The sequence below is a fragment of the Pseudoduganella aquatica genome (genome assembly GCF_020865585.1).
GTDB lineage: Bacteria > Pseudomonadota > Gammaproteobacteria > Burkholderiales > Burkholderiaceae_D > Rugamonas > Rugamonas aquatica_A.
The window spans coordinates 5,920,955-5,944,225 of record NZ_CP086370.1 but is presented as its reverse complement, the minus strand read 5'-3'; the positions used below and the strand labels follow the sequence as shown (position 1 = coordinate 5,944,225).

The window sequence follows — 23,271 nt, the reverse complement described above, 5'->3', positions numbered from 1 at the left end:
GGCGATTGCGTAGGGCGGGTTAGGACGCAGTCCGTAACCCGCCAAACCGTCAGCGGAAGGCGTAGCTCGCGTTGGCGTAGAAGCGCCGGCCGCGCGGGTCGGTGTAGCTTGGGTCGTAGCCCGAGATGAAGAAGTAGGCCTGGTTGGAGTACGGCGGGCTCTTGTCGAACATGTTCTGCACGCCCACGCGCAGCTTGAGCGAAGACGTCGCCGCATACGCCGCCGACATATCCCACAGCGAATACGCCTTCACCTTGTTGGCCGCCACCACGCTGCCGTCGTCGATATTGATGGCCGAGTTCTGGTCGTCATACCCGCTGTAGAAGGTGTTGGACAGGCTGGCCGACAGCGGACCCTGGTCCCAGTCGAACGACACCGTGTGCCGCCAGCGCTGCACCACGCTGTCGGTCACGAACTTGTTCAGATTGCTCACATAGGCGTCGCCCGGGCTGTTCTGGATTTTGGAGGTCAGCACATACGTGCCGTTCAGGCGCCCGCCGAAGCGGCCCACCGCCGTGTTCACGCCGCTCAGGTTGATGGCCAGATCCAGCCCCTTGGCCAGCTGCGCGCCGCGGTTCTCCTTGCGCAGTTCGATATAGTCGATCAGGCCGTCCTCGTCGCGGTGCACCAGCTTGCCGTACTTTTCCAGGTTGCCGAGAATGACGTCGTCGCCGATTTCGCTGATCAAATCCGTGCGCTTGATGTTCCAGTAGTCCAGCGTCAGATTCAAGTTGCGGCTGGGCGCGAAGGCGGCGCCCAGCGAGAGCTGGCGGCTGCGCTCGGGCTTCAGCTTGGTGTTGCTGTAGCGGCGCGTGTCCCAGTTGTCCGCGCAGTCGGAATAGTTGTTGTCGACTGTGGCGCAGTAGGCCGGGTCGGGCAGCGTGGCGGTCTGGCTGTAGACGGTGGGACGGAACAGGTCCGTCATGGACGGCGCGCGGAAGCCGCGTCCGGCCGAGGCGCGCAGCAGCAGTTCGGAGGTGGGGCGGTAGCTCACGCCGGCCTTGGGACTGGCCGCCCCGCCCACCACCTGGTAGTGGTCGTAGCGGCCGGAGAGCTGGGCTTCCCACTGTTTGGCGAACGGCATCAGCAGTTCGCCGTACACGCCGGCGATATTGCGCTTGTCGCTGGTGGGCTTGCCGCCTTCGGGCGCCGCGTCGTTGTTGATGTTGTCGCTCAGGAGCAGGGCCGAGGGCGTGAAGTCGGTGCGTTCGCGCCGCGCCTCGCCGCCTATGGCCAGCGCCAGGTCGCCGCCGGCCATGGGCATCAGCGCGCGCGAGAACTTGAAGTCCACCGAGTCCATGGTGCCGCGCGCATGGCGCACGTCGTCGTTCACCTGGATGCTGTTGAGCAGCGCCACGCCCGCCGGGCTGGAAGGCCCGAAGGGGTTGATGCGGCCGTCCGCTATGCCTTCCAGCAGCTCGTTGTAGAGCACATAGCCGTGCGTGTCCTTGTCCTTCACGGTGTTCACGCTGTGGTTCAGCGCCACGTCGTAGTCCCAGCCGCCCAGCACGCCGGTAACGCCGGCCACGAAGCGCACGCCGTCGCTGGTCAGTTCGCTGGTGCGGCGGCCGGCTTCGTTCAGGCGCATGCGCACTTCCAGCTCGCCGGGAATGTCGTCGTCCAGCTGATCCAGGCCGGTGTTGGCCAGCTGCGGCACCTTGCGGTAGTCGATATAGCCGGTCACGCGCGCGGACGAGCCCACGTAGTGCGTCTTGGCGCGGCTCAGCGACGCTTCCGCGTAGAGCTGGTGGCCGCCGTCCAGGCGCAGCACGCCCCGGCTCAGCACACTGGCTTTTTCGGACTTGGGAAACAGCTCGGTGTCGCCCATGTAGTTATAGGTGCAGGCGTCCACGCCGCCAGTGCCGGCCGGCAGGTAGACGTTGGCGGGCGGCGCGCAGCCCGGCACCGACAGGTTGATCTGGCGGTTGGTAATGGGCTTGCCGTTGATCTTGAAGCCGATGTCCTGCAGATGGTCGCGCTGGGCGGAGGTCAGGCGGATATTGGCAGGGCTGGTGAAGCTGGACAGCAAATGGCCCAGGCGCTGCTCGATCTGCAGTTCCGGGATAAAGCTGCGCTGCGAGGTGCTCAGCGAGTTGGTGCGCTGGTAGTCCAGCACCGCGAAGACGTTGTAGCCGTCGCGCGCAATGTCGCCGGTGCCGGCGGCGATGCTGGCGGTGCGCTTGCCGGCGCCGCCTTCGCGCGTGCCGAGCACGTAGGCGTTCAGTTCCAGGCCCTGGAAGTCCTTGCGGGTGATGAAGTTGATCACGCCGCCGATGGCGTCGGTGCCGTACAGCGAGGAGGCGCCGTCCAGCAGCACTTCCACGCGCTGCAGCGCGGCGGCGGGGATGTTGTTCAGGTCCACGCCGCTGTCGTCGCCGGGCGAGGCGAAATTGGCCATGCGGCGGCCGTTCAGCAGCACCAGGGTGGACGAGGTGCCGATGCCGCGCAGGTTGGCGCTGTTGAAGCCGCGCTGGTCGCCGCCCACGTTGATGCTGGCGCCGTCGGTCAGCCCGCCGCTGTTGGCGGCGATGCGCGTCATCAGTTCGGCGGCGGTGGTGACGCCGGCTTTTTCAATCTCGGCGCGCGTAATGATCTGCACCGGCAGCGAGGTTTCCGCTTCCAAGCGCTTGATGGCCGAGCCGGTGATTTCCACCGTGGCCATGGGCGCTTGCTGCGCCAGCGCGGGCCAGGCTGCGCCGGCGGCGGCGATCGCCGCGCCGGCCAGCAAGGTTGCACGGACCGCGCGGGCGGTGGTTTTCAGCCTGGTGTTCATCTGCTCTCCCCATGTATTTTTGCCATTGTTGGCTAGATCGTCTTAATACACAAGTAAAGCAGCCCGGCCGGGAGGCCGGGTGTTGCTGAAATGCGGGTCAGTAGCTGCTGATCGGCGTGGGCTGGCCGTTCTTGAAGGTGAAGATGGTGACCGGCGATTCCTTCATGTCGCCCTTGGCGTCGAAGGCATAGGTGCCGGCCACGCCCTTGTAGGAACCGGACGAGATCACCGCGCCCACCTTGGCCGGGTCGAGCGAATTCGCTTTCTGCATGGCCTGCGCGTACATCATGGTGGCGTCGTAGTAGGAGGCGGCGTAGACGTCGGCGTCGCGGTTGTAGCGCTTCTTGAACGCGGCCTTGAACTGCGGGCCGCTGGCGGCCTTGTCCAGGATGGCGCCGCCCTGCGAGCACAGCACGTTGTCGGCCACGGCGTCGCCGCCCAGTTTGCCCATTTCGGCGGTGCAGATGGTGTCGCCGCCCAGCAGCTTGGCGGTGATGCCCAGCTGTTTCATCTGGCGCGCCATCGGGGCGCCCTGCGGCGCGTAGCCGCCGAAGAAAATGGCGTCCACTTTCTTCGGTTTCAGCTTGGTCAGGATGGCGGTGAAGTCGAAGGCCTTGTCGGTGGTGAACTCGTGGCCGGCTACGGTCATGCCGGAGGCCTTGGCCTGCTTCTTGAATTCTTCTGCCACGCCCTGGCCGAAGGCGGTGCGGTCGTCGATCACGGCCACGGTCTTGAACTTCAGTTCCTGCGCGGCGTACATGGCCATTTTCGAGCCCAGCTGGGTGTCGCTGGCGTTCACGCGGTACAGGCCCTTGTAGCCCTGCTGCGTGATTTTCGGATTGGTGGCCACGGTGGAGAAGATCACGCCGGCGTCGTTGTAGGCGCGCGAGGCGGGGATGGCCACGCCGGAGTTATAGGGGCCGACCACGTATTTCACGCCGCTGTCGATGAATTTCTGCGCCACCTGCACGCCCGCTTTCGGGTCGCCCTGGTCGTCCTCGGACTGCAGCTCGAACTTGATCTTCTTGCCGGCCACGGTGATGGGCTTGGCATTCAGCTCCTCCACCGCCAGGCGGGCGCCGTTTTCATTGTCCTTGCCGGAAAAGGCCTGCGGGCCGGACAGCGGGCCGCTGTGGCCGATTTTGACGATGGCGTCTTGCGCCGCTGCGGTGCTCATGGTGCCGATGGCGCTGATGGCGCCCAGCAGGGCCAGTGCGCCCGTGGTCAGTTGCAAATTCATTGTGTCTCCTTGTGGGTCGATATGCGCGTGCATTATCGCCAAGTGGGCAGGGCAGGGCAACTGAAACTTGGCGCGGTGTTAGTGCAGTTTCAGCGCTGCGCGAGCCTGCGCTGGCGCGCCAGGGCGGTGTTGATGCGGTCGATCAGGCCGTCGTCGCGGCTGCGGGCGATGGCGAAATGCATGCCGTTTTCCACCTGCACAGGCTTGGGCAGCACGGCCAGGCGCACGCCGGGCGGCAGCGCCAGTTCCTTCAGGTAGGGCTGGATGAACTGCGCCAGCGCCGCCTCGATGTCGGCCGGGCTTTCGCCGGAGGGCTGGTAGAGCAGCAGCGCGTCCACCCGTTTCAGCAGCAGGCGCTGGAGGCGCGTGGCGCGCGAGGCGATGTCCTCGTCCACCTTGAACAGCTTGTTGTTGCGGGCGATTTCGAATTCGTCGCTGTAGCTGTAGCCACGCACCGCGCCTACGGTTTTGCCGCGCAGGTCGGCCATGCTGCGGAAGGGGAAGGTGGCGTCGCTGCGCGTCACCAGCCATAGCGTGTTGCTGGAGGCCGCGTCGGAATAGCGCAGTTCGCGCAGGCGGTCGGCGCTCTTGGGCAGGGCGAAGATCAGGCCGTCGCCGTCGCGCGCGTGGCGCTCGGCGCGCGGCCAGGGATAGGCCTTGATCTCGAAGCTGATGTTCAGTTCCTGCTCGAGGTAGCTGAACAGCTTGCGGCGCCATGGCTTGAGGGGCTGCTGCCGGCCGGCCAGGTCCAGCGTGTCGCCCAGCAGCAGCGTCACCGTCTGCGGCGGCGGCCGCCCGGCGGGGTCTGCCACCGCCATCCTGGCTGGCATGATGCAAGCAAGTGCGCCAGTTAGCAGAAAATTACGCTTGCTGAAATTCGCCATGCAGGGACGCTCGTGTGTTCCGTCGACGGCTGATTATTGCAGAAATCGGCGGGCAGGTGCAGCTTTGCGGCGCGCAGTGGCTGGTCAGCGCGTGGTCCTTGTGGTGTCGCCGCCACCGCTGTCGGCTGGCTGTACAGGAGTGACTGCCGTCACTGGCGCGGCGCGGCCGACATTGTCGGCGGCTGGTGCAGGTATGGGCGCGCGGGCCCCGGCGGCGGCTGCGATGTTGGCGGAATTGTATGCTGCGATGGCTGCGGCGAGGGCGGGATCGGCGGCATTCGGGACAGGGTTGCCGCTGGCTTCGCGCGCGGCGGCAAGGCGCCGGGCCTCGGCAGTGCGCGCGGCGTCTGCGCGTTGCTCCACCGCGCGTTGCTCGGCGGCGGCTTGCGCGGAACGGAGGTCGGCGGCGCGTTCCTCCGCAGCCTGGATTGCGTCAATCTCCTCCGACTGGGCTGGCTGCTCCTGAGCCGGGACGCGCTGTGTATCAAGCCGGTCCGCGAGGATGGCGCGGGCGGTCGCTGCATCCTGGCGCTGCGCCGCCAGCCGTTCGTCTTCCATACGGTCTGCCAGTGCGCTGGCGGCCTGGTCCTGCTCGCGGGTGCTGGCCAGTTGGCGCGCCTCGGCAGCGCGGTTGGCGGCAAGGCGATCGGCCTGGGTCTCCGGCAGGACGTTGCCGGCCTGCTCGCCGATTACCCGCCGCGCCACCTCAAGCTGCTGCTGGCGCAACTGCTCGGCCGGCGTGAGTGCTGGAGCGCTGACGCTGATGGCGTCCCGCAAAGCCTGATCGTTGATCTGGAGCTGGGAGAAGGCGGTTTCCGCCTGGAGCGCTGCCGACGCCGAAGTGGCCAGCGCAGCTTGCGCGCTCTGCGTGGCCTGCGCCGCTTGCTGGGCCGCCTGCGCCGCCGCCGTAATCTGGCGCGCCAGCGTGGTACCCACCGTGTTGAACTGCTCGTTCGTCTGCGTCAGCAGCTTCAGGGTGCCGTCACGGTCCAGCTGGAAGGCTGCCTCCAGCACCTGTTTGTTCACGTTCAGCGATTCGCTGATGGACTCGGGCGCCAGCGGATCCAGCGTCACGCCGATGGATGCCAGTGTCGTGGCGCTGAAAGGCGTAGTGGGGCGCGCTGCCGCGCCTTGCTGCCGCAGGCTGTCCGCCAGGCGTTGGGCCAGCGTGGAGGCGCCGTTTTCATCTTTCAGCAAGGGCGTCAGGCTGCTGGAAACCGGCGGCAACTGGTTGAAGGCCTGCCGTATCGCCTCGGCCGCGTCGTTGAGCAGCGCCAGTTGCGCCTCGCCGGGCAATGCTTCGTCACGCGCGCCTTGCAGCTCAAGCAATTGCCGGCGCGACAGCGCCACTGTCGACAGGAATTGCCCCAGGTCGGAAAACTCGACGGTGGCAGCCAGGGGCTGAACATTCGCCGCGACGGCTTCCGCCGCGCTGGCTTCAGGCGCGGAACTGATGGGCAGGACGGGGGAAGTGGCGGCGGTATTGTCCGCGTTGGAAATGGGGGGCAGCATGGCTTCACCTTGCGGGATGTCAGGGACAGTCCCGCGAGGATGCGCCCTTGCGCCGCCGCCGTCTGTGGGCTGGCGAACACAAGGGCGGCTTGCTTCAGCTCACCATCAGTTTCACGGACTTCAACTCCACGCTGTTCGGTCCCGCGTGAATGGTGAACGATCCCGGCTCGACCACGCGCTTCATGTCCATATTGAAGAACCACAGGTCGGACGGCTTGATGTCGAAGCTCAGCGTTTTCGCCTCGCCCGGCGCCAGCGTCACGCGCTTGAAGGCCTTCAGCTCCAGCACCGGCCGCGTGACGGAACTCACGTCGTCGCGGATGTAGATCTGCACCACTTCGTCGCCCTGCACGGCGCCGGTGTTGCGCACCTCGACCGAGACCTGGGTGGACTCGCCCGCGCGGATGCTTGCCCTGGACAAGCGCGGCTCGGAGATCGCAAAGGTGGTGTAGCTGAGGCCAAAGCCGAAGGGATACAGCGGCTTGGTGGAGCCGTCGATATAGCCGCGCCGCGCGGATGGCTTGTGGTTGTAAAAGATGGGCAGCTGGCCCACGCTGCGCGCGATCGACACCGGCAGCTTGCCGCCCGGATTGGCGCGGCCGAACAGCAGGTCGGCCGCAGCGTGGCCGGTTTCCTGGCCCAGGTACCAGCCCTCGATCAGCGCCGGCGCGCGCTCGGCCAGCAGGTTGACCGACAGCGGGCGGCCGTTCAGCAGGAACACCACGGTGGGCTTGCCCAGGTCGAAGATGGCTTGCGCCAGTTCGTTCTGCTGGCCCAGCATGTCCAGCGTTTCGCGGTCGCCCAGGTGGGTGTCGGCCCAGGCCTCGCGGCTGGTCTGCTCGTTGTCGCCCAGGACCATCACGATGGTGTCGGCCGTCTTGGCCGCTTCCAGCGCTTCGGCGATCAGGCGCGCGTTCTTTTCCCTGGGCGTGAACACGATCTCGTCCGCGCCCCACACGCGGCTTTCGGTGATGCGCACGGCCTCGGCGTAGGCCAGTTCGAAGCCGTGCTTCTCGCTCTCCGCCTTCAGGCCCTCGTAGATGGAGGCCACGTGGCGCGGCACATCCGAGTAGCCGCCGATGGGCGTGTCCTTGGCGTGGGTGCCGAGCAGCAGCAGCTTGCCCACTTTCTTCGGGTCCAGCGGCAGCACGCCCTTGTCGTTCTTCAGCAGCACGGCCGAGCGGCAGGCCGTCTCGCGCGCCAGCGCCACCGCGTCCGGCGTGGCGGTCAGGCTGTCGGCCGCTTTCACGTCCGCATACGGGTTTTCAAACAGGCCGGCCTGGAACTTCAGTTCCAGGATACGGGCCACGATGGCGTCGATTTCCGCCACCGACACGTGCTTCTCCTTCACCAGCGCGGCCAGTTCCTTGTATCCGAAACCGTCAGGCGTTTCGATGTCCACGCCGGCCTTGATGGCGCGCAGCGCCGCTTCCTTGGGCGTGGCGGCCAGCTTGTGGCGGGTGATGAGTTCCTTGATGCCCAGGTAGTCGGACACCATCACGCCCTTGAAGCCCCATTCCACGCGCGCCACCTGGTTCAGCAGCCAGCGGTTGGCGTGCGAGGGCACGCCGCCGATCTCGTTATACGACGGCATGATGGCCGCCACATTGGTTTCCTTCACCAGCTTTTCAAACGGCGGGAAGAATTCCTCGCGCAGCGTGCGCTCGGTGATTTCGGCCGGGCCGATATTGGTGCCGCTTTCCGGCTGGCCGTGGCCCGTCATGTGCTTGAGCGTGGTGTAGACCTTGTCCCTGGCCAGCTGCTTGCCCTCGCCCTGGAAGCCCAGCACGGCGGCCTTGCCCATTTCGCCGCACAGGTGCGGGTCTTCGCCGTAGGTTTCCTCGATGCGGCCCCAGCGCGGTTCGCGCGCCACGTCCACCACCGGCGCCAGCGCGAAGTTGGCGCCGCGCGCGCGCATCTCGCGCGCCGCCACGGAGAACACCTTGCGCACCATGTCCGGATCAAAAGAAGAAGCCAGCGCAATCGACTGCGGGAAGCTGGTGGCATCGCGCGCTGCGTAGCCGTGCAGCGCTTCCTCGTGCGTGAACATGGGGATGCCGAGGCGGGTCTGCTCCATCGCCCATTTCTGCGCGGCGTTCACATAGGTGGCCGTCTCCAGCGCGTTGCGGTTGATGCGGCGGCCGTCGTCGCCCGCAGCCACGGCCTTCTTGGCCTGGCCCACGCGATCCGAGGGACGGCCCAGCATGCCGATGCCGTTCGGGTAGTTGCGGCTGGCCTGCTCGGGGGAGAAATTGCCCTGGCCGTCCTCGATGTTTTTCTTGTCCTGCCAGATGCACTGCATCTGCTCGATTTTCTCTTCCAGCGTCATGCGGGACAGCAGGTCTTGCACGCGCTTGGCCACCGGCGCGGCGGGGTTTTTGTACGGCGGTACTGCTGCGGCGAAGGCCATGGGCGCGGGAAGGGCGGCCAGACCCGCCAGGCCTCCTGCGGTGGACAGGAATTGCCTGCGGTTTTTGCTCATTGCCTTTGTCTCCGTTATGGTTTTTTAGTTTTAACGCTTGGCCGAGCGCGTGCTGACGTCTATCCACACGGCCAGCGTGAGGATGAAGCCTTTGACGATCATCTGCCAGTAGGTGTCCACGTCCAGCATGGACATGCCGTTATCGAGGCTGGCCATCACCAGCGCGCCAATCAGCGCGCCGTACACGGTGCCGGAGCCGCCGCGCATGGAGGTGCCGCCGATGAAGCAGGCCGCGATCGCATCCAGTTCGCCCGAGGTGCCGGCCGAAGGCGAGCCCGCCGCCAGGCGCGCCGTGTTGATCACGCCGGCCAGCGCGCACATCAGGCCCATGATGCCGAAGATCCAGAGCTTGATGGACTTGACGTTGATGCCGGACAGGCGTGTCGCCTCCATATTGCTGCCCACGGCGTAGATGCGGCGGCCGAACACTGTCTGCGTGGTCATGTAGGTGAAGATGCCCAGCAGCGCGAGCAGCAGCAGCACCGGCAGCGGGATCCCTTCGTAAGAATTCAGCGTGACCACGAAAGCGGCCACGATGGCGCCGATGGCGGCCACTTTCACGCCATCGCGCCACAGCGGCGCGGTGTCCATGCCGTGCCCGGCGCGGCTGCGGCGCTGCTGCCAGGTGAGCGCCACGGCGATGGCGAACAGCGCGAGGCCGAGCAATATGCCCAGCTGCGGCGGCAGATAGCCCTGGCCCAGGTAGACCAGGTCGTCCGACACCGGCGCCACGGTGGTGCCGCCGGTTACGCCCAGCACAATGCCGCGATAGGCCAGCATGCCGCCCAGGCCCACGATGAAGGAGGGGATGCTCAGGTAGGCCGTGAGGTAGCCGTTGAACAGGCCGACCAGCAGGCCGAAGGCCAGCACCAGCAGCAGGTTGAGGGGCAGCGGCAAGTGGTGCGTCACGTCCAGCACGGCGGCCACGCCGCCCAGCAGACCGAGCAGGGAGCCGACCGAGAGGTCGATTTCGCCGGCGATGATCACCAGCGACATGCCGCAGGCGACGATGCCAGTAATGGCCATCTGGCGCATCAGGTTGGACAGGTTGCGGGGCGAGATGAAGCCGCCGTCGGTCTTCATGCTGAAGAAGCCCCAGATCAGCGCGATGGCGATCAGCAGGGCCAGCATCTTGTACTGCGTGAATAGTTTTTTGATGTTCATGGTGGTCTCTTTTTTTTTCCTGGCGGCGCTTGGCGGGTTACGCGCTTTGCGCTAACCCGCCCTACATGTTCAGGTTGCGTAGGGCGGGTTAGCGCGCGAGCGCGTAACCCGCCATGTCCGTTACGCCTGGTCCAGCGCTGCGGCCAGCACCGTTTCCTGGCTCAGGTTATCGTTGTCGAAGTTGCCGCGCAGCTGGCCTTCGCCTATCACCAGCACGCGGTCGGAGATGCCCAGCACTTCGGCCAGTTCGGACGAGACCATGATGATGGACATGCCTTGCGCAGCGAGGTCGAACATGAGCTGGTAGATCTCGAACTTGGCGCCCACGTCCACGCCGCGCGTGGGCTCGTCCAGTATCAGTATCTTCGGCTTGGTGAGCAGCATCTTGGACAGCACGGCCTTCTGCTGGTTGCCGCCGGAGAGGCCGGTGATGGGCAGGAAGGGGCTGGCGGTCTTCAGCTTGACGCTGGCGATTTCCGCCTTGATGGTCTTCAGCTCCGCTTCCTGGTCGATGCGCGTGGCACGCGCGTACTGGCCCAGCACGGACAGGGTGATGTTCTGCCCCACGCTCAGGTCCGGCACGATGCCGTGCTGCTTGCGGTCTTCCGGCACCATGGCCAGGCCGGCCTTGATGGCTTTCTGCGGCGTGCCGGTGTCCAGCTTGCGCCCATCCAGCCACACTTCGCCTTCGTGCGCGCCGGGGTAGGCGCCGAAGATGGCCGACACCAGTTCCGTGCGGCCCGCGCCCACCAGCCCCGCAATGCCGAGAATCTCGCCCTTGCGCAGCGAGAAGGAGATGTTGTCCACGCGCTTGCGCGCCGGGTTGTCCGCGTCGTAGCAGCTGATATTGCGCGCCTCGAACACCACTTCGCCCGGCGCATGCGCGCGCTGCGGGTAGAGCTGGTTCATTTCGCGCCCCACCATCTGCGCAATGATGCGGTCCACATTCATGTCGCTCATCGGCGTGGTGGCGATGTGCTGGCCGTCGCGTATCACCACGATGGTGTCGCAGATCGCTTCCACTTCGTCGAGCTTGTGCGAGATGTAGACGCAGGTGACGCCCTCCGCCTTGAGCCGGCGGATGATATTGAGCAGCACTTCGATTTCGGACGCCGTCAGCGAGGACGAGGGTTCATCCAGTATCAGCAGCTGCGCGCGCTTGTTGAGCGCCTTGGCGATCTCGATCAGCTGCTGGTGGCCGCCGCCGTACTTCTTCACCGGCTCCACCACGTTCACGTCGTGGATGTTCAGCCAGGTCAGGATCTCGGCGGCGCGGCGGTTCATGGCCGCGTAGTCCATGCGCCCGCCGGGCAGGGTGATCTCGTTGCCGAGGAAGATATTCTCCGCCACGGACAGTTCGGGCACCAGCATCAGCTCCTGGTGGATGATGACGATGCCCGCGTCCTCTGTGTCGCGGATGGACTGGGCGCGCAGCGGCTCGCCCTTCCACAGGATTTCGCCGTCCCAGGTGCCGTGCGGGTAGACCCCGGACAGCACCTTCATCAGCGTGGACTTGCCGGCGCCGTTTTCGCCGCACAGGCCGATGCACTCACCGGCCTTCATCTTGATGTCAATACCGTTTAACGCGCGCACACCGTCGAACTGCTTGACGATGCCCCTCATCTCCAGAAGATATTCAGCCATGCCGGGTCGCCGCCTGTCAGTTGGACAGCTGGGCCTTGGTGTAGAAGCCGTCTTCCACCAGCAGGTTGACGTTGGCCTTGGTCAGCGGAATGGGCTTGAGCAGCAGCGTGTCCACCTTCTTCATGCCGTTTTCATAGCTCGAGTTGTAGGCGGGCTTCTCGTTGCGCACCAGCTGCACGGCCAGCTTGGCCGCTTCGGCCGCGATCAGCTTGAGCGGCTTGTACACCGTCATCGCTTGCGTGCCGGCGATCACGCGCTTGACGGCCGCCAGGTCGGCGTCCTGGCCGGACACCGGCACCTTGCCGCCCAGTTTCTGCGCCGTCAGCGCCTGGATGGCGCCGCCGGCGGTGCCGTCGTTGGAGGCCACGATGGCGTCGATCTTGTTGCCGTTGGCGGTCAGCGCGTTTTCCACGATGGTCATCGCTTCGGCCGCGCTCCAGTCCTTCACCCACTGCTTGCCGACGATTTTGATGTCGCCCTTGTCCACCAGCGGCTGCAGCACCTTCATCTGGCCTTCGCGCAGCATCTTGGCGTTGTTGTCGGTGGGGGCGCCGCCCAGCAGGTAGTAGTTGCCCTTCGGTTTCAGCGCTACCACGCCCTGCGCCTGCAGCTCGCCGACCTTGGCGTTGTCGAAGGAGATGTAGGCGTCGATATCGGCGTTGAGTATCAGGCGGTCGTAGGAGAGCACCTTGATCTTCGCCTTCTTCGCTTCGCGGATGGCGTTGTTCAGCACCGTGGCGTTGTAGGGGACGATGACCAGCACGTCCACGCCGCGCGAGATCAGGTTCTCGATCTGGGCGATCTGGCGCTGCTCGCTGGCGTCGGCGGACTGGACGAACACCTTGGCGCCCAGCTTTTCGGCTTCGGCGTTGAAGAAGTCGCGGTCGCGGGTCCAGCGCTCCACGCGCAGATCGTCGATCGAGAAGCCGATTTTCGGATTCTTGGCGTCGGCGTGCGCGAAGCAGCTGGACAGGGCCATGACTGCGCCCGCAATTGCCGCTAGTGCTTTCAGTTTGGTGTTCATCATTGGTCTCCTAAGGTATATTTTTTTATGCGTCTTGGCGGGTTACGCGGGCGATGCCCGCTAACCCGCCCTACGTTTAATTTGCCACATCGGTACATCCGTGCTGCGTAGGGCGGGTTAGCGCCGCCAGGCGCGTAACCCGCCAGAGCCGCCTAGTGGTTATGGCGCGGCATGTTGTCCGCTACGCCGCGATACTTTACCGCCAATTCCATGCAAGCTCCGTCGTGCATCTGGCCCACGGTGGAACGGTAGATCTCCTGCCACGGCGTCTGGCTGGCAGGCACCGCCGGAATGCCTTCGGCTTTGCGGGCCGCCAGCACTTCTTCGGTGATCAGCATATCGCAGCTGCCGGTGTTCAGGTCGATGCGGATGGTGTCTCCGGTACGCACATAAGCCAGGCCGCCGCCCACGGCGCTTTCCGGCGACGCGTTCAGGATGGACGGGCTGTCCGAGGTGCCGGACTGGCGGCCATCGCCCAGCGTCGGCAGGTTCAGGATGCCGCGCTTGATCAGCGCATCCGGCGGTTGCATGTTCACCACCTCGGCCGAACCGGGCCAGCCCACCGGGCCTGCGCCGCGTATCACCAGGATGCAGTTCTCGTCGATGTTCAGCGAGGGATCGTTGATGCGGTTGTGGTAGTCGGTGGAGCCGTCGAACACCACGGCGCGGCACTCGAACACGTTCTCCGAGCCGGCGCGTTCCAGGTAGCGGGCGCGGAAGTCCGGCGAGATCACGCAGGTCTTCATGATGGCGAAGTCGAACAGATTGCCCTTCAGGACGAAGAAGCCGGCCTTGGTTTTCAGCGGCTGGTCGTAAGGGGTGATCATTTCGCGGTCGTTCGATTCGCGGCCCTGCAGGTTTTCCGCCATGGTCTTGCCGGTCACGGTGGCGCGCTTGGAGCGCAGCTTGCCTTGCTGTTCCAGCTCCCACATGATGGCGGGCACGCCGCCGGCGCGGTGGAAGCGCTCGCCGAGGTATTTGCCGGAAGGCTGCATGTTCAGCAGCAGCGGCACGTCGTGGCCGTATTCCATCCAGTCCGATTCGCGCAGCTCCACGCCCGCATGGCGCGCCATCGCGACGATGTGCTGCTGGGCGTTGGTGGAACCGCCGATGGCGGCGTTGACCACGATGGCGTCCAGGAAGGCTTCGCGCGACAGGATGCTGGACGGGCGGATGTCCTGCTTGGCCATCTCCACGATGCGGCGGCCGGTTTCATAGGCCATCTGGCCGCGTTCGCGGTAGGGCGCCGGAATGGCGGAGCAGCCGGTCAGCGACATGCCCAGCGCTTCGGCGATGGCGTTCATGGTCGACGCGGTGCCCATGGTGTTGCAGTGGCCAGCCGACGGCGCGGATGCGGCGCCGATCTGCAGGAACTTCTCGTTGTCGATCTCGCCTGCGGCCAGGCGGCGGCGCGCTTTCCAGATGGCCGAGCCGGAGCCTACCAGCTCGCCGTCCAGCCAGCCGTCCAGCATCGGGCCGCCGGACAGTACGATGGAAGGAATGTCCACCGTGGCGGCGGCCATGATCTGCGCGGGCGTGGTCTTGTCGCAGCCGGTGGTCAGCACCACGGCGTCGATAGGGTAGCCGTGCAGGATCTCCACCAGGCCCATATAGGCCAGGTTGCGGTCGATGGCGGCGGTGGGGCGGCGGCAGTTTTCAAAAATCGGGTGCAGCGGGAATTCCATGGCGATGCCGCCCGCGTCGCGGATGCCGTCGCGCACGCGCTTGGCCAGCTCCAGGTGGATGCGGTTGCACGGGCTGATGTCGCTGCCCGACTGCGCGATGCCGATGATAGGGCGGCCGCTGCGCAGTTCTTCCGGCGTGATGCCGTAGTTCATAAAGCGCTCGAGGTAGAGCGCGGTCATGTCGATATGGTCCGGATTGTCGAACCAGTCTTGCGAGCGGTAGCGGCGGTTCTGAGTCATTACAGGCTTCCTTTGTATTTATGTTGCTGCTGTCCCGGGGTCTCCACACGGAACGAGAATACACCGCCGGCTTGCGGATGGGCGGCGCGCGCCTCGTCCGTCATGCCTTTCCAGGCGGTGGAGGCGAAAACGGTGCGCAGGTCCGCGCCGCCGAATGCCACCTTGGTGATGTTGGGGCAGGGGAAGGCGACGGTCGCTACGACCTTGCCTTCCGGGGAATAGCGGTCCACGCGGGCGCCGCCGAACATGGCGACCCACACGCAGCCTTCCGAGTCCACCGCCGAGCCGTCCGGGTGGCCGGGTTCGGTCGTGCGCACGAACTCGCGCTTGTTGGACAGCGTGCCGTCCGGCCCCGCGTCGTAGGCGTACACCACTTTGCCCAGCGTGTCGGTATGGTAGAAGGTGCGGCCGTCCGGGCTGTGGCACGGGCCGTTGGTGATGACGATGCCGCTGTCTTTCTGCTGCAGCGCGCCGTCCGGGGACAGGCGGTACAGCGCGCCGGTGGGCGCGCTTTCGCCGTTGTCCATGGAGCCGAACCACAGGGCGCCCTGGCTGTCCACGTAGCCGTCGTTCAGGCGGTTGCCGGGGATGTCGGCTTCGAGTTCAAGCAGCGGCGTGAATGCGCCCGTTTCAGGCGAGAAGCGCAGCAGCTTGCCGGGCAGGCCGCACACCAGTCCTCCGCCTTCCATCGGCAGGGCGAAGCCGATTTCGGCCGGCATGTCCCAGCTTTGGCGCGCGCTGCCGTCTTCGGCGCAGCGGTGCAGGCGCCGGCCCTTGATGTCCACCAGGTACAGCGCCGCTTCGGCGGCGTGCCAGAACGGACCTTCGCCGAGCTTGGCGCCCAGCTCCCAGATGCATTGCGGGCCTTGGGCGGAAATGCTCATGCGCCGTACCAGCCCGCGTCGACGAAGTAGTCGCGGCCCGAGCAGCGGCCGGCGTTGTCGGAGGCCAGGAACAGGGCCAGCGCGGCCACGTCCTCGGTCTCCACGCGCTCGTGCAGGCACTGCGCGTTCAGGATGGCTGCCTCGTCTTCCGCCGAGTGCCACAGCGCCATCTGGCGCGGGGTTTTCACCGAGCCGGGGATGATGGTGTTGACGCGGATGCCGTCCGGGCCCAGGTCGCGGGCCAGGCCGCGCGTCAGGCCTTCGATGGCGGCCTTGGCCGTCATGTACAGCGACAGCTGCGGCAGCGCCAGGTGCCAGGAGATGGAGCCGAAGTTCAGGATCACGCCGCCGCCCTTGGCCTTCATTCCGGGCGCCACCGCCTGCGCGCAGAAGAACTGGTGGCGCAGGTTGACGGCCAGGCTGTCGTCCCAGTACTTGGCGGTGACGTCCTGCACCTGGTGGCGGTGGTCGTTGGCCGCGTTATTGAGCAGCACGTCCACTTTGCCGAAATCGATCTGGATGGCGGCGAAGGCGTTGCCCAGCGCGTCCAGGTCGGTCAGGTCGCAGCGCATGAAGCGCGGCGGGCGCGGGCAGCCGGCCAGGGCCTGCTCCAGTTCGCGCGAGGCTTCCTCGGCGATGTCCAGGAACACCACTTGCGCTCCCTGCTTGGCGAAGGCGTCCACCATGGCCGCGCCGATGCCGGTGCCGCCGCCGGTGATGACCACCAGCTTTTCGGCCAGGTCGTGGTAGGTGGCGTAGACCATGGGTTTGCGTTCAGTTTGCTGCGCCGCCATCTTAATTGGCTCCATTCGAGTTGTTCAGCAGGCCACGGCCCGCCAGGTTTTTGTAAAGGGCGCGAACGCCGAAAGTCCAGGGGGTGATCTCGTTGCTGCGGAATACGTGGTTGACCAGCGAGCCCAGTGCCGGGCTGGTGACGGTCACGCGGTCGCCCATGTGGTGGGTGAAACCGGCGCCGGCTTCGCCACGGTCCTTGATCGGCGAGAACATGGTGCCCAGGAAGAGCATGAAGCCGTCCGGATACTGGTGGTGGGCGCCGCAGGTTTGCGACACCAGGTCCAGCGGGTCGCGGCTGATCTCGCGCATGAAGCTGGCGCCGTCCAGGCGGAAGCCGTCGTCCTTGCCTTCGATGACCATGCGTACTTCGGCGTTGCGCACGGTGTCGATGGTGAAGTCGCCGTCGAACAGGCGGATGAAGGGGCCGATCGAGCAGGAGCCGTTGTTGTCCTTGGCTTTGCCCAGCAGCAGCGCGCTGCGGCCTTCGATGTCGCGCAGGTTCACGTCGTTGCCCAGCGTGGCGCCGACCACTTCGCGGCGGCTGTTGACGGCCAGGACGATTTCCGGTTCCGGATTGTTCCACTTCGATTCAGGGTGCAGGCCGACGTCCGCGCCAAAGCCGACTGCGGACATGGGCTGCGACTTGGAGAACACCTCGGCGTATGGGCCGATGCCCACTTCCATGTATTGCGACCAGGCGCCGCGCGCGATGAACTGCTGCTTCAGCTTCTCCGCTTCCGGCGAGCCGGGCTTGATGCTGGAGAGGTCGGCGCCTATGGTGTCGAGCAGGGAGGCGCGCAGCGCGTCGGCGCGCGACTTGTCGCCGCCGGCCTGTTCTTCGATCACGCGTTCCAGCAGGCTCACGGCGAAGGTCACGCCGCAGGCTTTCAGCGCCTGCAGGTCGCTCGGGGCCAGCAACTGCGGCACTTCCGCGTCCGGGTTCACGGCCAGCGCGCTGTCCAGCAGGCGCTGCACGGGGCCGAGCGATTCGCCCTGCACGGTGCGCGCGAAGGCTGCCACGTCGCTGCGTTCAAACAGTTCGGACACGGTGGGCGCATGCGCCGTGATGTCGAACACTTCGCCGTTGCGCACCACGACCACGCAAGGGCCGTTGATGGCGCCGCTGCGCCATACGCGGCCGATCAGCAGGGCGCCGGCCAGGTCGGCAGGCAGGGGCTGGGTAATTTGTGCAAATGCCATGTCTCTATCCTTTAGTTGTTTTAGTTGCGGCCCAGGCTGGGCAGCTTGGGCGAATAGGTCCAGCCGGGAACCAGGTAGCGCATGGCCATGGCGTCGTCGCGTGCGCCGGTGGCCACTTTGTTGTACAGCGCATTGGCGGCCATGATGCGGTCCATGTCCGGCGTGATGCCCAGGCCAGGCGCCTGCGGCACCTGCACTTCGCCGCCCACGATCTGCAGCGGGTCGCGCGTCAGGCGCTCCTGGCCTTCCTGCCAGATCCAGTGCGTGTCGATGGCGGTGATGCGGCCCGGCGCGGCGGCTGCGGCATGGGTGAACATGGCCAGCGACACGTCGAAGTGGTTGTTCGAATGCGAACCCCAGGTCAGGCCCCAGTCGTGGCACAGCTGCGCCAGGCGCACGGAACCCTGCATGGTCCAGAAGTGCGGGTCGGCCAGCGGAATGTCGACGGCGCCCAGCAGGTGCGAGTGGGCCATCTGGCGCCAGTCGGTGGCGATCATATTGGTGGCGGTCTGGATGCCGGTGGCGCGGCGGAATTCAGCCATGATCTCGCGGCCGGAATAGCCGTTCTCGGGGCCGCAAGGGTCTTCCGCGTAAGCCAGGATGTGGCCCTGGCCTTTGCACAGCGCGATGGATTCGTCCAGCGACCAGGCGCCGTTCGGGTCCAGCGTCACGCGCGAATCGGGGAAGCGCTTCTTGATGGCGCGGATGGCTTCCATTTCCTCGGCGCCGTGCATCACGCCGCCTTTCAGCTTGAAGTCGCGGAAGCCGTATTTTTCCACCGTGGCCGCTGCCTGGTCGGCAATGGCTTCCGGCGTCATCGCCTCCTGGTGGCGCATGTGGTACCAGCTATGCTCAGGGCCGGTGCTTTCCAGGTAGGCCAGGTCGGTGCGGCGGCGGTCGCCGATGTAGAACAGGTAAGCCAGCATGGGCACGCTGTCGCGCTGCTGGCCGGCGCCCAGCAGTTCGCACACCGGCACGCCGAGGTGCTGGCCCATCAGGTCCAGCAGCGCCGCTTCGATGGCGGTCACCACGTTTTCCAGGCGCAGGTTGATTTCGTGCGGCTGCTTCAGCACCGCCGCTTCGGCGGCGGAGGTGACCTGGTGCTGATGGCCGCCGCCTTTGCCGGCGATGGACACCCGGACCGCGTTCAGCGTGCGGTTGAAGCGCCCGATCTCGGTGCCCACTACCAGCGGGACGGCTTTTTCCAGCGCCTGCAGGATGCCCGCGCCGCCCGGAACTTCGCCCATGCCGGTGTTGCCGGCGCTGTCTTTCAGCAGCACCAGCGTGCGGATGAAGTAGGGCGCGTGGGCGCCGCACAGGTTGAGCAGCATGCTGTCATGGCCCGCTACCGGGATGACCTGCATTTCAATTACCTTGGGGCTGCCTGGGCTAATTTGATTTGTTGCGTGTACCATCGCTTTGTCCTAAAATGAATAGCGCTACCATAACCTAAGTGTGAGGGATTTATGCGGTCAAGTCAACACAAGTTGTACGGCTGGTTTTCCGGCCTGTTGTTTGCAGCCGGTGCATTTGCAGCGGTTGCCGAAGTGGCAGCAAAAGACAAGGCGGATCCCGCCACGGAGGCGCACTGGGTGGCTTCCTGGGGCACGGCAGTGATGGTGCCCGAAGGCCAGAACGAGCTGGCCGCCGAACACTGGCGCGAGGGCAGCCTGCGCCAGATCGTGCATCTTTCGCTGGGCGGCAGCAAGCTGCGCGTCCGCATCAGCAATACTTTTGGCGCCACCCCGCTGGTGCTGGAAGGCGCGGCGGTGGCGCTGTCCAAGGGGCCGGGCAAGCCGGATGTGGAAGGCGGCACCTCGCGCTCCCTTACCTTCAATGGCCGCAATAGCGTATTGATACCATCGGGCGGGGAATACTATAGCGACCCGGTCGCGCTCGACCTCAAGCCCGGCGCCGACCTGGCCATTTCCATGTATTTCAAGGGCGAACCTGCGCGCCAGACCGGCCATCCCGGCTCGCGCGCCAACAGCTTCGTCATCAAGGGCAACCGCGTGGTGGAGGCCGAATGGCCGGGCGCCACCAAGGTGGAACGCTGGTACGCGCTGGCGGACGTGGAAGTGCAGGCCCCGCGCAGCGTGGGCGCGGTGGTTGCCATCGGCGACTCCATCACCGACGGCCACGGCGCCACCACGGACGGCAACGACCGCTGGCCGGACCTGCTGGCGGCCCGCTTCGCCCGCGAAGGGCAGAGCATGGGCGTGGTCAACGCCGGCATAGGCGGCGGCCGCATGCTGCGCGACGGCCTGGGACCGAATATGGTGTCCCGTTTCGACCGCGACGTGATTTCCCGCAGCGGCGTCACCCACGCCATCGTCATGATAGGCGTGAACGACCTGGGCGGGCAGCACCGCAACGGCGACGACACGCCGGAAGCGCGCAAAAAGCTGCTGGACGACCTGATGACGGCGCACCGCCAGCTGGTGGAGCGCGCGCATGCGCAGGGCGTCTGCGTCATCGGCGGCACCATCTCGCCGTATATGGGCTCGGACTACTACCGTCCCAATGTGGACAACGAAGCCGACCGAGTGGCGCTGAACAACTGGATACGCAGCTCCGGCGTGTTCGACGGCGTGGCCGACTTCGACGCCGCCCTGCGCGACCCCGCCCAGCCATCGCGGCTGCTGAAAGAACGCGACAAGGGCGACGGCCTGCACCCCTCGCCAGCCGGCTTCCGCGCCATGGCCGACAGCGTGCCGCTGAACGCCCTGCGCCAGTGCGCGTTTCGCAAGGCGTCTTAACACCGTAGGGCGGGTTAGGCGCGCAGCGCCGTAACCCGCCGTGCAGGCGTCCATACGGCCATAGCAAGATAATAAAATACAGGCTTTTTGAGAGCCGCTCGGAGACAAAACGAATGAAATTCATCACCAGGGCCGCCTGCGCTGTCCTCACGCTGGCCTGCGCCTTGCCCGCGTTTGCGCTGGGACAAAAACCCTTTGTAGCCTTCGAGCGCACGGACGCCAACGCCGTGGGGCTGCTGCATGACGGCGGCGTGGCCAAACTGTATGTGGATTCCTCCGACCACACCGGCGTGCTGCGCGCCGTCGCCGACCTGCAAAGCGACATCAAGCGCGTGGGCGGCACGCTGCCCGAGCTGGTCAAAAGCTCCTCCGCAGCGGGCGCCGACGTGGTCATCATCGGCACCGTCGGCAAAAGCGCGCTGATCGACAAGCTGGTGCGCTCCGGCGCGCTGGACGTTTCCGCCATCAAGGGCAAGTGGGAAGCCTGGCAGGTGCAGACCCTGAAGAACCCCATGCCCGGCGTGGAGCGCGCGCTGGTGATCGCCGGCAGCGACAAGCGCGGCACCATCTACGGCATTTACGAAGTCTCCGAGCAGATAGGCGTATCGCCCTGGTACTGGTGGGCGGACGTGCCGCCCAAGCAGCGCCAGGCCATCTACGCCAGCGCCCCCGCGCGCGTGAACGACGCCCCCGCAGTGCAGTACCGAGGCATCTTCCTGAACGACGAAGCGCCCGCGCTCACAGGCTGGGCCAAGCAGCAATACGGCGGCTACAACCACAAGTTCTACGAAAAAGTGTTCGAGCTGCTGCTGCGCCTGCGCGGCAACTACCTGTGGCCCGCCATGTGGGACGCCGCCTTCTTCGACGACGACAAGCTCAATGGCGTGCGCGCCGAGGAGTACGGCGTGGTCATCGGCACCTCGCACCACGAGCCCATGATGCGCGCCCACAAGGAATGGGACCGCTACGGCAAGGGCGCATGGGACTACAGCAAGAACGAAACGGTGCTGAAGGACTTCTGGCGCGGCGGCCTGCGCGCCTCCAAGGGCACGGAAAAAATCGTCACGCTGGGCATGCGCGGCGACGGCGACGAGCCGATGTCGGAGCAATCCAACGTGGCGCTGCTGGAGCGCATCGTGAAGGACCAGCGCGAAATCATCGCGCAGCAGATCAATCCGGACATGAGCAAGGTGCCGCAGGTATGGGCGCTGTACAAGGAAGTGCAGGAATACTACGAGAAGGGCATGCGCGTGCCGGACGACGTGCTGCTGCTGTGGTGCGACGACAACTGGGCCAATATCCGCCGCCTGCCCACGCCGGAAGAGCGCAAGCGTTCCGGCGGCGCTGGCGTGTACTACCACTTCGACTACGTGGGCGGCCCGCGCTCCTACAAATGGCTGAACGTGACGCCGATACCGAAGATCTGGGAGCAGATGCGCCTGGCCTGGGAATACGACGCCAAGCGCATGTGGATCGTCAACGTGGGCGACCTGAAGCCGATGGAAGTGCCGATCGAATTCTTCCTCAGCTACGCCTGGAACCCATCCGCCTGGCCCGCCGAGCGCCTGCCGGACTACCTGAAGCTGTGGGCTGCGCGCGAGTTCAGCCCGGAGTACGCGGACGACATCGCCGACATCGTGGCCAAGTACACCAAGTACAACGGCCGCCGCAAGCCGGAGCAGCTGGAGCCGGGCACTTACAGCCAGGTGAACTACAACGAGGCCGCGCGCATCACGGCGGAGTACAAGGACCTGGCGGCGCGCGCCAACAAGATCGACGCCGCCCTGCCGTCCGAGCAGCGCGACGCCTTCTTCCAGCTGGTGCAGTACCCTGTGAACGCGGGCGCGGTGGTGAATGAGATGTACACGCTCGCCGCGCAGAACCAGCTGTACGCCAGGCAGGGGCGCGCTTTCACCAACGACCTGGCCGAACGCGTGCGCGGCCTGTTCAAGCAGGACGCGGAACTGGCGCGCCAGTACATGGAAGACGTTAGCGACGGCAAGTGGAACCACATGATGTCGCAGACCCACCTGGGCTACACCTACTGGAACCAGCCTCCCCGCAACGTGATGCCGGCGGTGTCGGAACTGCAGCTGCCCAAGGCCGGCGACCTGGGCGTGGCGGTGGAGGGCAGCGAGTTCGCCTGGCCGGGCCAGAACGGGGACAAGCTCACGCTGCCCGCACTGGAAGCCGGCAACAAGCAGACGCGCTGGCTGGAGGTGTTCAATCGCGGCCAGCTGGCGTTCAACTACACCGTTACCGCCAGCGATCCCTGGATAGTGCTGAGCACTCCGGGTGGCCGCGTGGTGCGCGAGAAGCGCATCACGGTGGACGTGCGCTGGGCGGACGTTCCGCCCGGCGTGACCGAGGCCACGCTGACGGTGGAAGGCGCGGGCAGCAAAACCCGCGTCAAGGTGCCGCTGCGCCGCGCGGTGCAGGCGGCGTCCGGCAGCTATGTTGAATCGCAGGGCGTGGTCTCCATCGAAGCCGAGCATTATGCGAACGCGGTGGCCAAGGAAGGCTGGCAATGGCTGCGCATTCCTGACCATGGCCGCACCCTGTCCGCCATGACGACGCTGCCCGCCAGCGCCGCGCTGTCGCTGCCCGGCGCGGCCGAAGGCATGCGCCTGGAATACAAGGTGCACCTGCTCACGCCCGGCGAAGTGACGCTGCATACCACGCTGGCGCCCACGCTGAAGTTCCAGCCGGGCGAAGGCTTCCGCTACGCCGTGTCCTTCGACGGCGAAGCGCCGCAAGTGGTGAACGTGCATGCCGACGCCTCGCAGCGCTTCTGGGAGCGCGCCGTGTCGGACGGCGCGGTCGTCTTCAAGACCAAACACAAACTGGCCGCAGGCGCCCACACGCTCAAGTTCTGGGCGGTGGACCCCGCGCTGGTGCTGCAAAAACTGGTAATCGACGCAGGCGGCCTGAAACCAAGCTATCTCGGCCCGCAAGAAAGCCCGAAAGCCCCGTAAAACCACGTAA

General features: G+C 66.0%; 15 protein-coding genes. 2 read left to right on the top strand and 13 right to left on the bottom strand.

Going from position 1 to position 23,271, the window contains the following annotated elements; translation table 11 throughout:
• Positions 1-49 precede the first annotated feature (49 nt).
• From KT882_RS26475 to KT882_RS26415, 13 genes are all read right to left on the bottom strand, one after another.
• Positions 50-2,773 (bottom strand): TonB-dependent receptor, encoded by a 2,724-nt coding sequence (locus KT882_RS26475; RefSeq protein ID WP_228893716.1) that lies wholly within the window; start codon positions 2,771-2,773, stop codon positions 50-52.
• A 97-nt stretch (positions 2,774-2,870) separates the two neighbouring features.
• Positions 2,871-4,013 carry a branched-chain amino acid ABC transporter substrate-binding protein gene (locus tag KT882_RS26470; RefSeq protein ID WP_161074101.1) on the bottom strand — a complete coding sequence of 381 codons (1,143 nt, stop codon included), beginning with the start codon at positions 4,011-4,013 and terminating at the stop codon, positions 2,871-2,873.
• A gap of 89 nt (positions 4,014-4,102) precedes the next feature.
• Positions 4,103-4,843, bottom strand: coding sequence for a substrate-binding periplasmic protein (locus tag KT882_RS26465; protein ID WP_161074102.1), 741 nt, complete (start codon positions 4,841-4,843; stop codon positions 4,103-4,105).
• Positions 4,844-4,981: 138 nt separating this feature from the next.
• Positions 4,982-6,409: a hypothetical protein gene (locus KT882_RS26460; protein ID WP_228893715.1), complete on the bottom strand. Its 1,428-nt coding sequence runs from the start codon at positions 6,407-6,409 to the stop codon at positions 4,982-4,984.
• Positions 6,410-6,503: 94 nt separating this feature from the next.
• The gene (locus tag KT882_RS26455; RefSeq protein ID WP_161074104.1) at positions 6,504-8,891 is read right to left on the bottom strand and encodes a glycoside hydrolase family 3 N-terminal domain-containing protein; all 2,388 of its coding nucleotides are present in this window, start codon (positions 8,889-8,891) and stop codon (positions 6,504-6,506) included.
• A 30-nt stretch (positions 8,892-8,921) separates the two neighbouring features.
• A complete protein-coding gene (locus KT882_RS26450; protein ID WP_161074105.1) occupies positions 8,922-10,055 on the bottom strand; it encodes a sugar ABC transporter permease in 1,134 nt (377 codons plus the stop codon).
• A 120-nt stretch (positions 10,056-10,175) separates the two neighbouring features.
• The gene (gene xylG, locus KT882_RS26445; protein WP_161074617.1) at positions 10,176-11,699 is read right to left on the bottom strand and encodes a D-xylose ABC transporter ATP-binding protein; all 1,524 of its coding nucleotides are present in this window, start codon (positions 11,697-11,699) and stop codon (positions 10,176-10,178) included.
• Between the two features lie 16 nt (positions 11,700-11,715).
• Positions 11,716-12,678, bottom strand: coding sequence for a D-xylose ABC transporter substrate-binding protein (xylF, locus tag KT882_RS26440; protein WP_371869390.1), 963 nt, complete (start codon positions 12,676-12,678; stop codon positions 11,716-11,718).
• Between the two features lie 197 nt (positions 12,679-12,875).
• Entirely contained in the window at positions 12,876-14,648 is a 1,773-nt protein-coding gene (locus KT882_RS26435) for an IlvD/Edd family dehydratase (RefSeq protein WP_161074618.1), read from the bottom strand.
• Complete coding sequence (locus tag KT882_RS26430) at positions 14,648-15,532, bottom strand: SMP-30/gluconolactonase/LRE family protein (RefSeq protein WP_228893714.1); 885 nt, start codon at positions 15,530-15,532, stop codon at positions 14,648-14,650. Before KT882_RS26430 ends, KT882_RS26435 begins: the two co-directional genes overlap by 1 nt.
• A complete protein-coding gene (locus KT882_RS26425; RefSeq protein WP_161074659.1) occupies positions 15,529-16,296 on the bottom strand; it encodes an SDR family NAD(P)-dependent oxidoreductase in 768 nt (255 codons plus the stop codon). Before KT882_RS26425 ends, KT882_RS26430 begins: the two co-directional genes overlap by 4 nt.
• 31 nt (positions 16,297-16,327) lie before the next feature.
• Positions 16,328-17,527, bottom strand: a complete 1,200-nt coding sequence (locus tag KT882_RS26420; RefSeq protein ID WP_228893713.1) for a fumarylacetoacetate hydrolase family protein — start codon at positions 17,525-17,527, stop codon at positions 16,328-16,330.
• A gap of 20 nt (positions 17,528-17,547) precedes the next feature.
• A complete protein-coding gene (locus KT882_RS26415) occupies positions 17,548-18,942 on the bottom strand; it encodes an enolase C-terminal domain-like protein (RefSeq protein WP_228893712.1) in 1,395 nt (464 codons plus the stop codon).
• Positions 18,943-19,074: 132 nt separating this feature from the next.
• On the opposite strand from KT882_RS26415, the gene KT882_RS26410 reads away from it, so the two are divergent.
• On the top strand, positions 19,075-20,286 hold the full coding sequence (locus KT882_RS26410) for an SGNH/GDSL hydrolase family protein (protein WP_228893711.1): 1,212 nt from the start codon (positions 19,075-19,077) through the stop codon (positions 20,284-20,286).
• Between the two features lie 113 nt (positions 20,287-20,399).
• Positions 20,400-23,261: a glycosyl hydrolase 115 family protein gene (locus KT882_RS26405; RefSeq protein WP_228893710.1), complete on the top strand. Its 2,862-nt coding sequence runs from the start codon at positions 20,400-20,402 to the stop codon at positions 23,259-23,261.
• The last annotated feature ends 10 nt before the right edge of the window (positions 23,262-23,271 follow it).

Bases quoted from the DNA above. Each gene is read 5' to 3' on its own strand.
- KT882_RS26460 (WP_228893715.1), bottom strand. From the start codon at position 6,409: ATGCTGCCCCCCATTTCCAACGCGGACAATACCGCCGCCACTTCCCCC.
- KT882_RS26465 (WP_161074102.1), bottom strand. From the start codon at position 4,843: ATGCCAGCCAGGATGGCGGTGGCAGACCCCGCCGGGCGGCCGCCGCCG.
- xylG (WP_161074617.1), bottom strand. From the start codon at position 11,699: ATGGCTGAATATCTTCTGGAGATGAGGGGCATCGTCAAGCAGTTCGAC.
- KT882_RS26475 (WP_228893716.1), bottom strand. From the start codon at position 2,773: ATGAACACCAGGCTGAAAACCACCGCCCGCGCGGTCCGTGCAACCTTG.
- KT882_RS26435 (WP_161074618.1), bottom strand. From the start codon at position 14,648: ATGACTCAGAACCGCCGCTACCGCTCGCAAGACTGGTTCGACAATCCG.
- KT882_RS26415 (WP_228893712.1), bottom strand. From the start codon at position 18,942: ATGGTACACGCAACAAATCAAATTAGCCCAGGCAGCCCCAAGGTAATT.
- KT882_RS26470 (WP_161074101.1), bottom strand. From the start codon at position 4,013: ATGAATTTGCAACTGACCACGGGCGCACTGGCCCTGCTGGGCGCCATC.
- KT882_RS26455 (WP_161074104.1), bottom strand. From the start codon at position 8,891: ATGAGCAAAAACCGCAGGCAATTCCTGTCCACCGCAGGAGGCCTGGCG.
- KT882_RS26420 (WP_228893713.1), bottom strand. From the start codon at position 17,527: ATGGCATTTGCACAAATTACCCAGCCCCTGCCTGCCGACCTGGCCGGC.
- xylF (WP_371869390.1), bottom strand. From the start codon at position 12,678: ATGGCCCTGTCCAGCTGCTTCGCGCACGCCGACGCCAAGAATCCGAAA.
- KT882_RS26425 (WP_161074659.1), bottom strand. From the start codon at position 16,296: ATGGTCTACGCCACCTACCACGACCTGGCCGAAAAGCTGGTGGTCATC.
- KT882_RS26450 (WP_161074105.1), bottom strand. From the start codon at position 10,055: ATGAACATCAAAAAACTATTCACGCAGTACAAGATGCTGGCCCTGCTG.
- KT882_RS26405 (WP_228893710.1), top strand. From the start codon at position 20,400: ATGAAATTCATCACCAGGGCCGCCTGCGCTGTCCTCACGCTGGCCTGC.
- KT882_RS26430 (WP_228893714.1), bottom strand. From the start codon at position 15,532: ATGAGCATTTCCGCCCAAGGCCCGCAATGCATCTGGGAGCTGGGCGCC.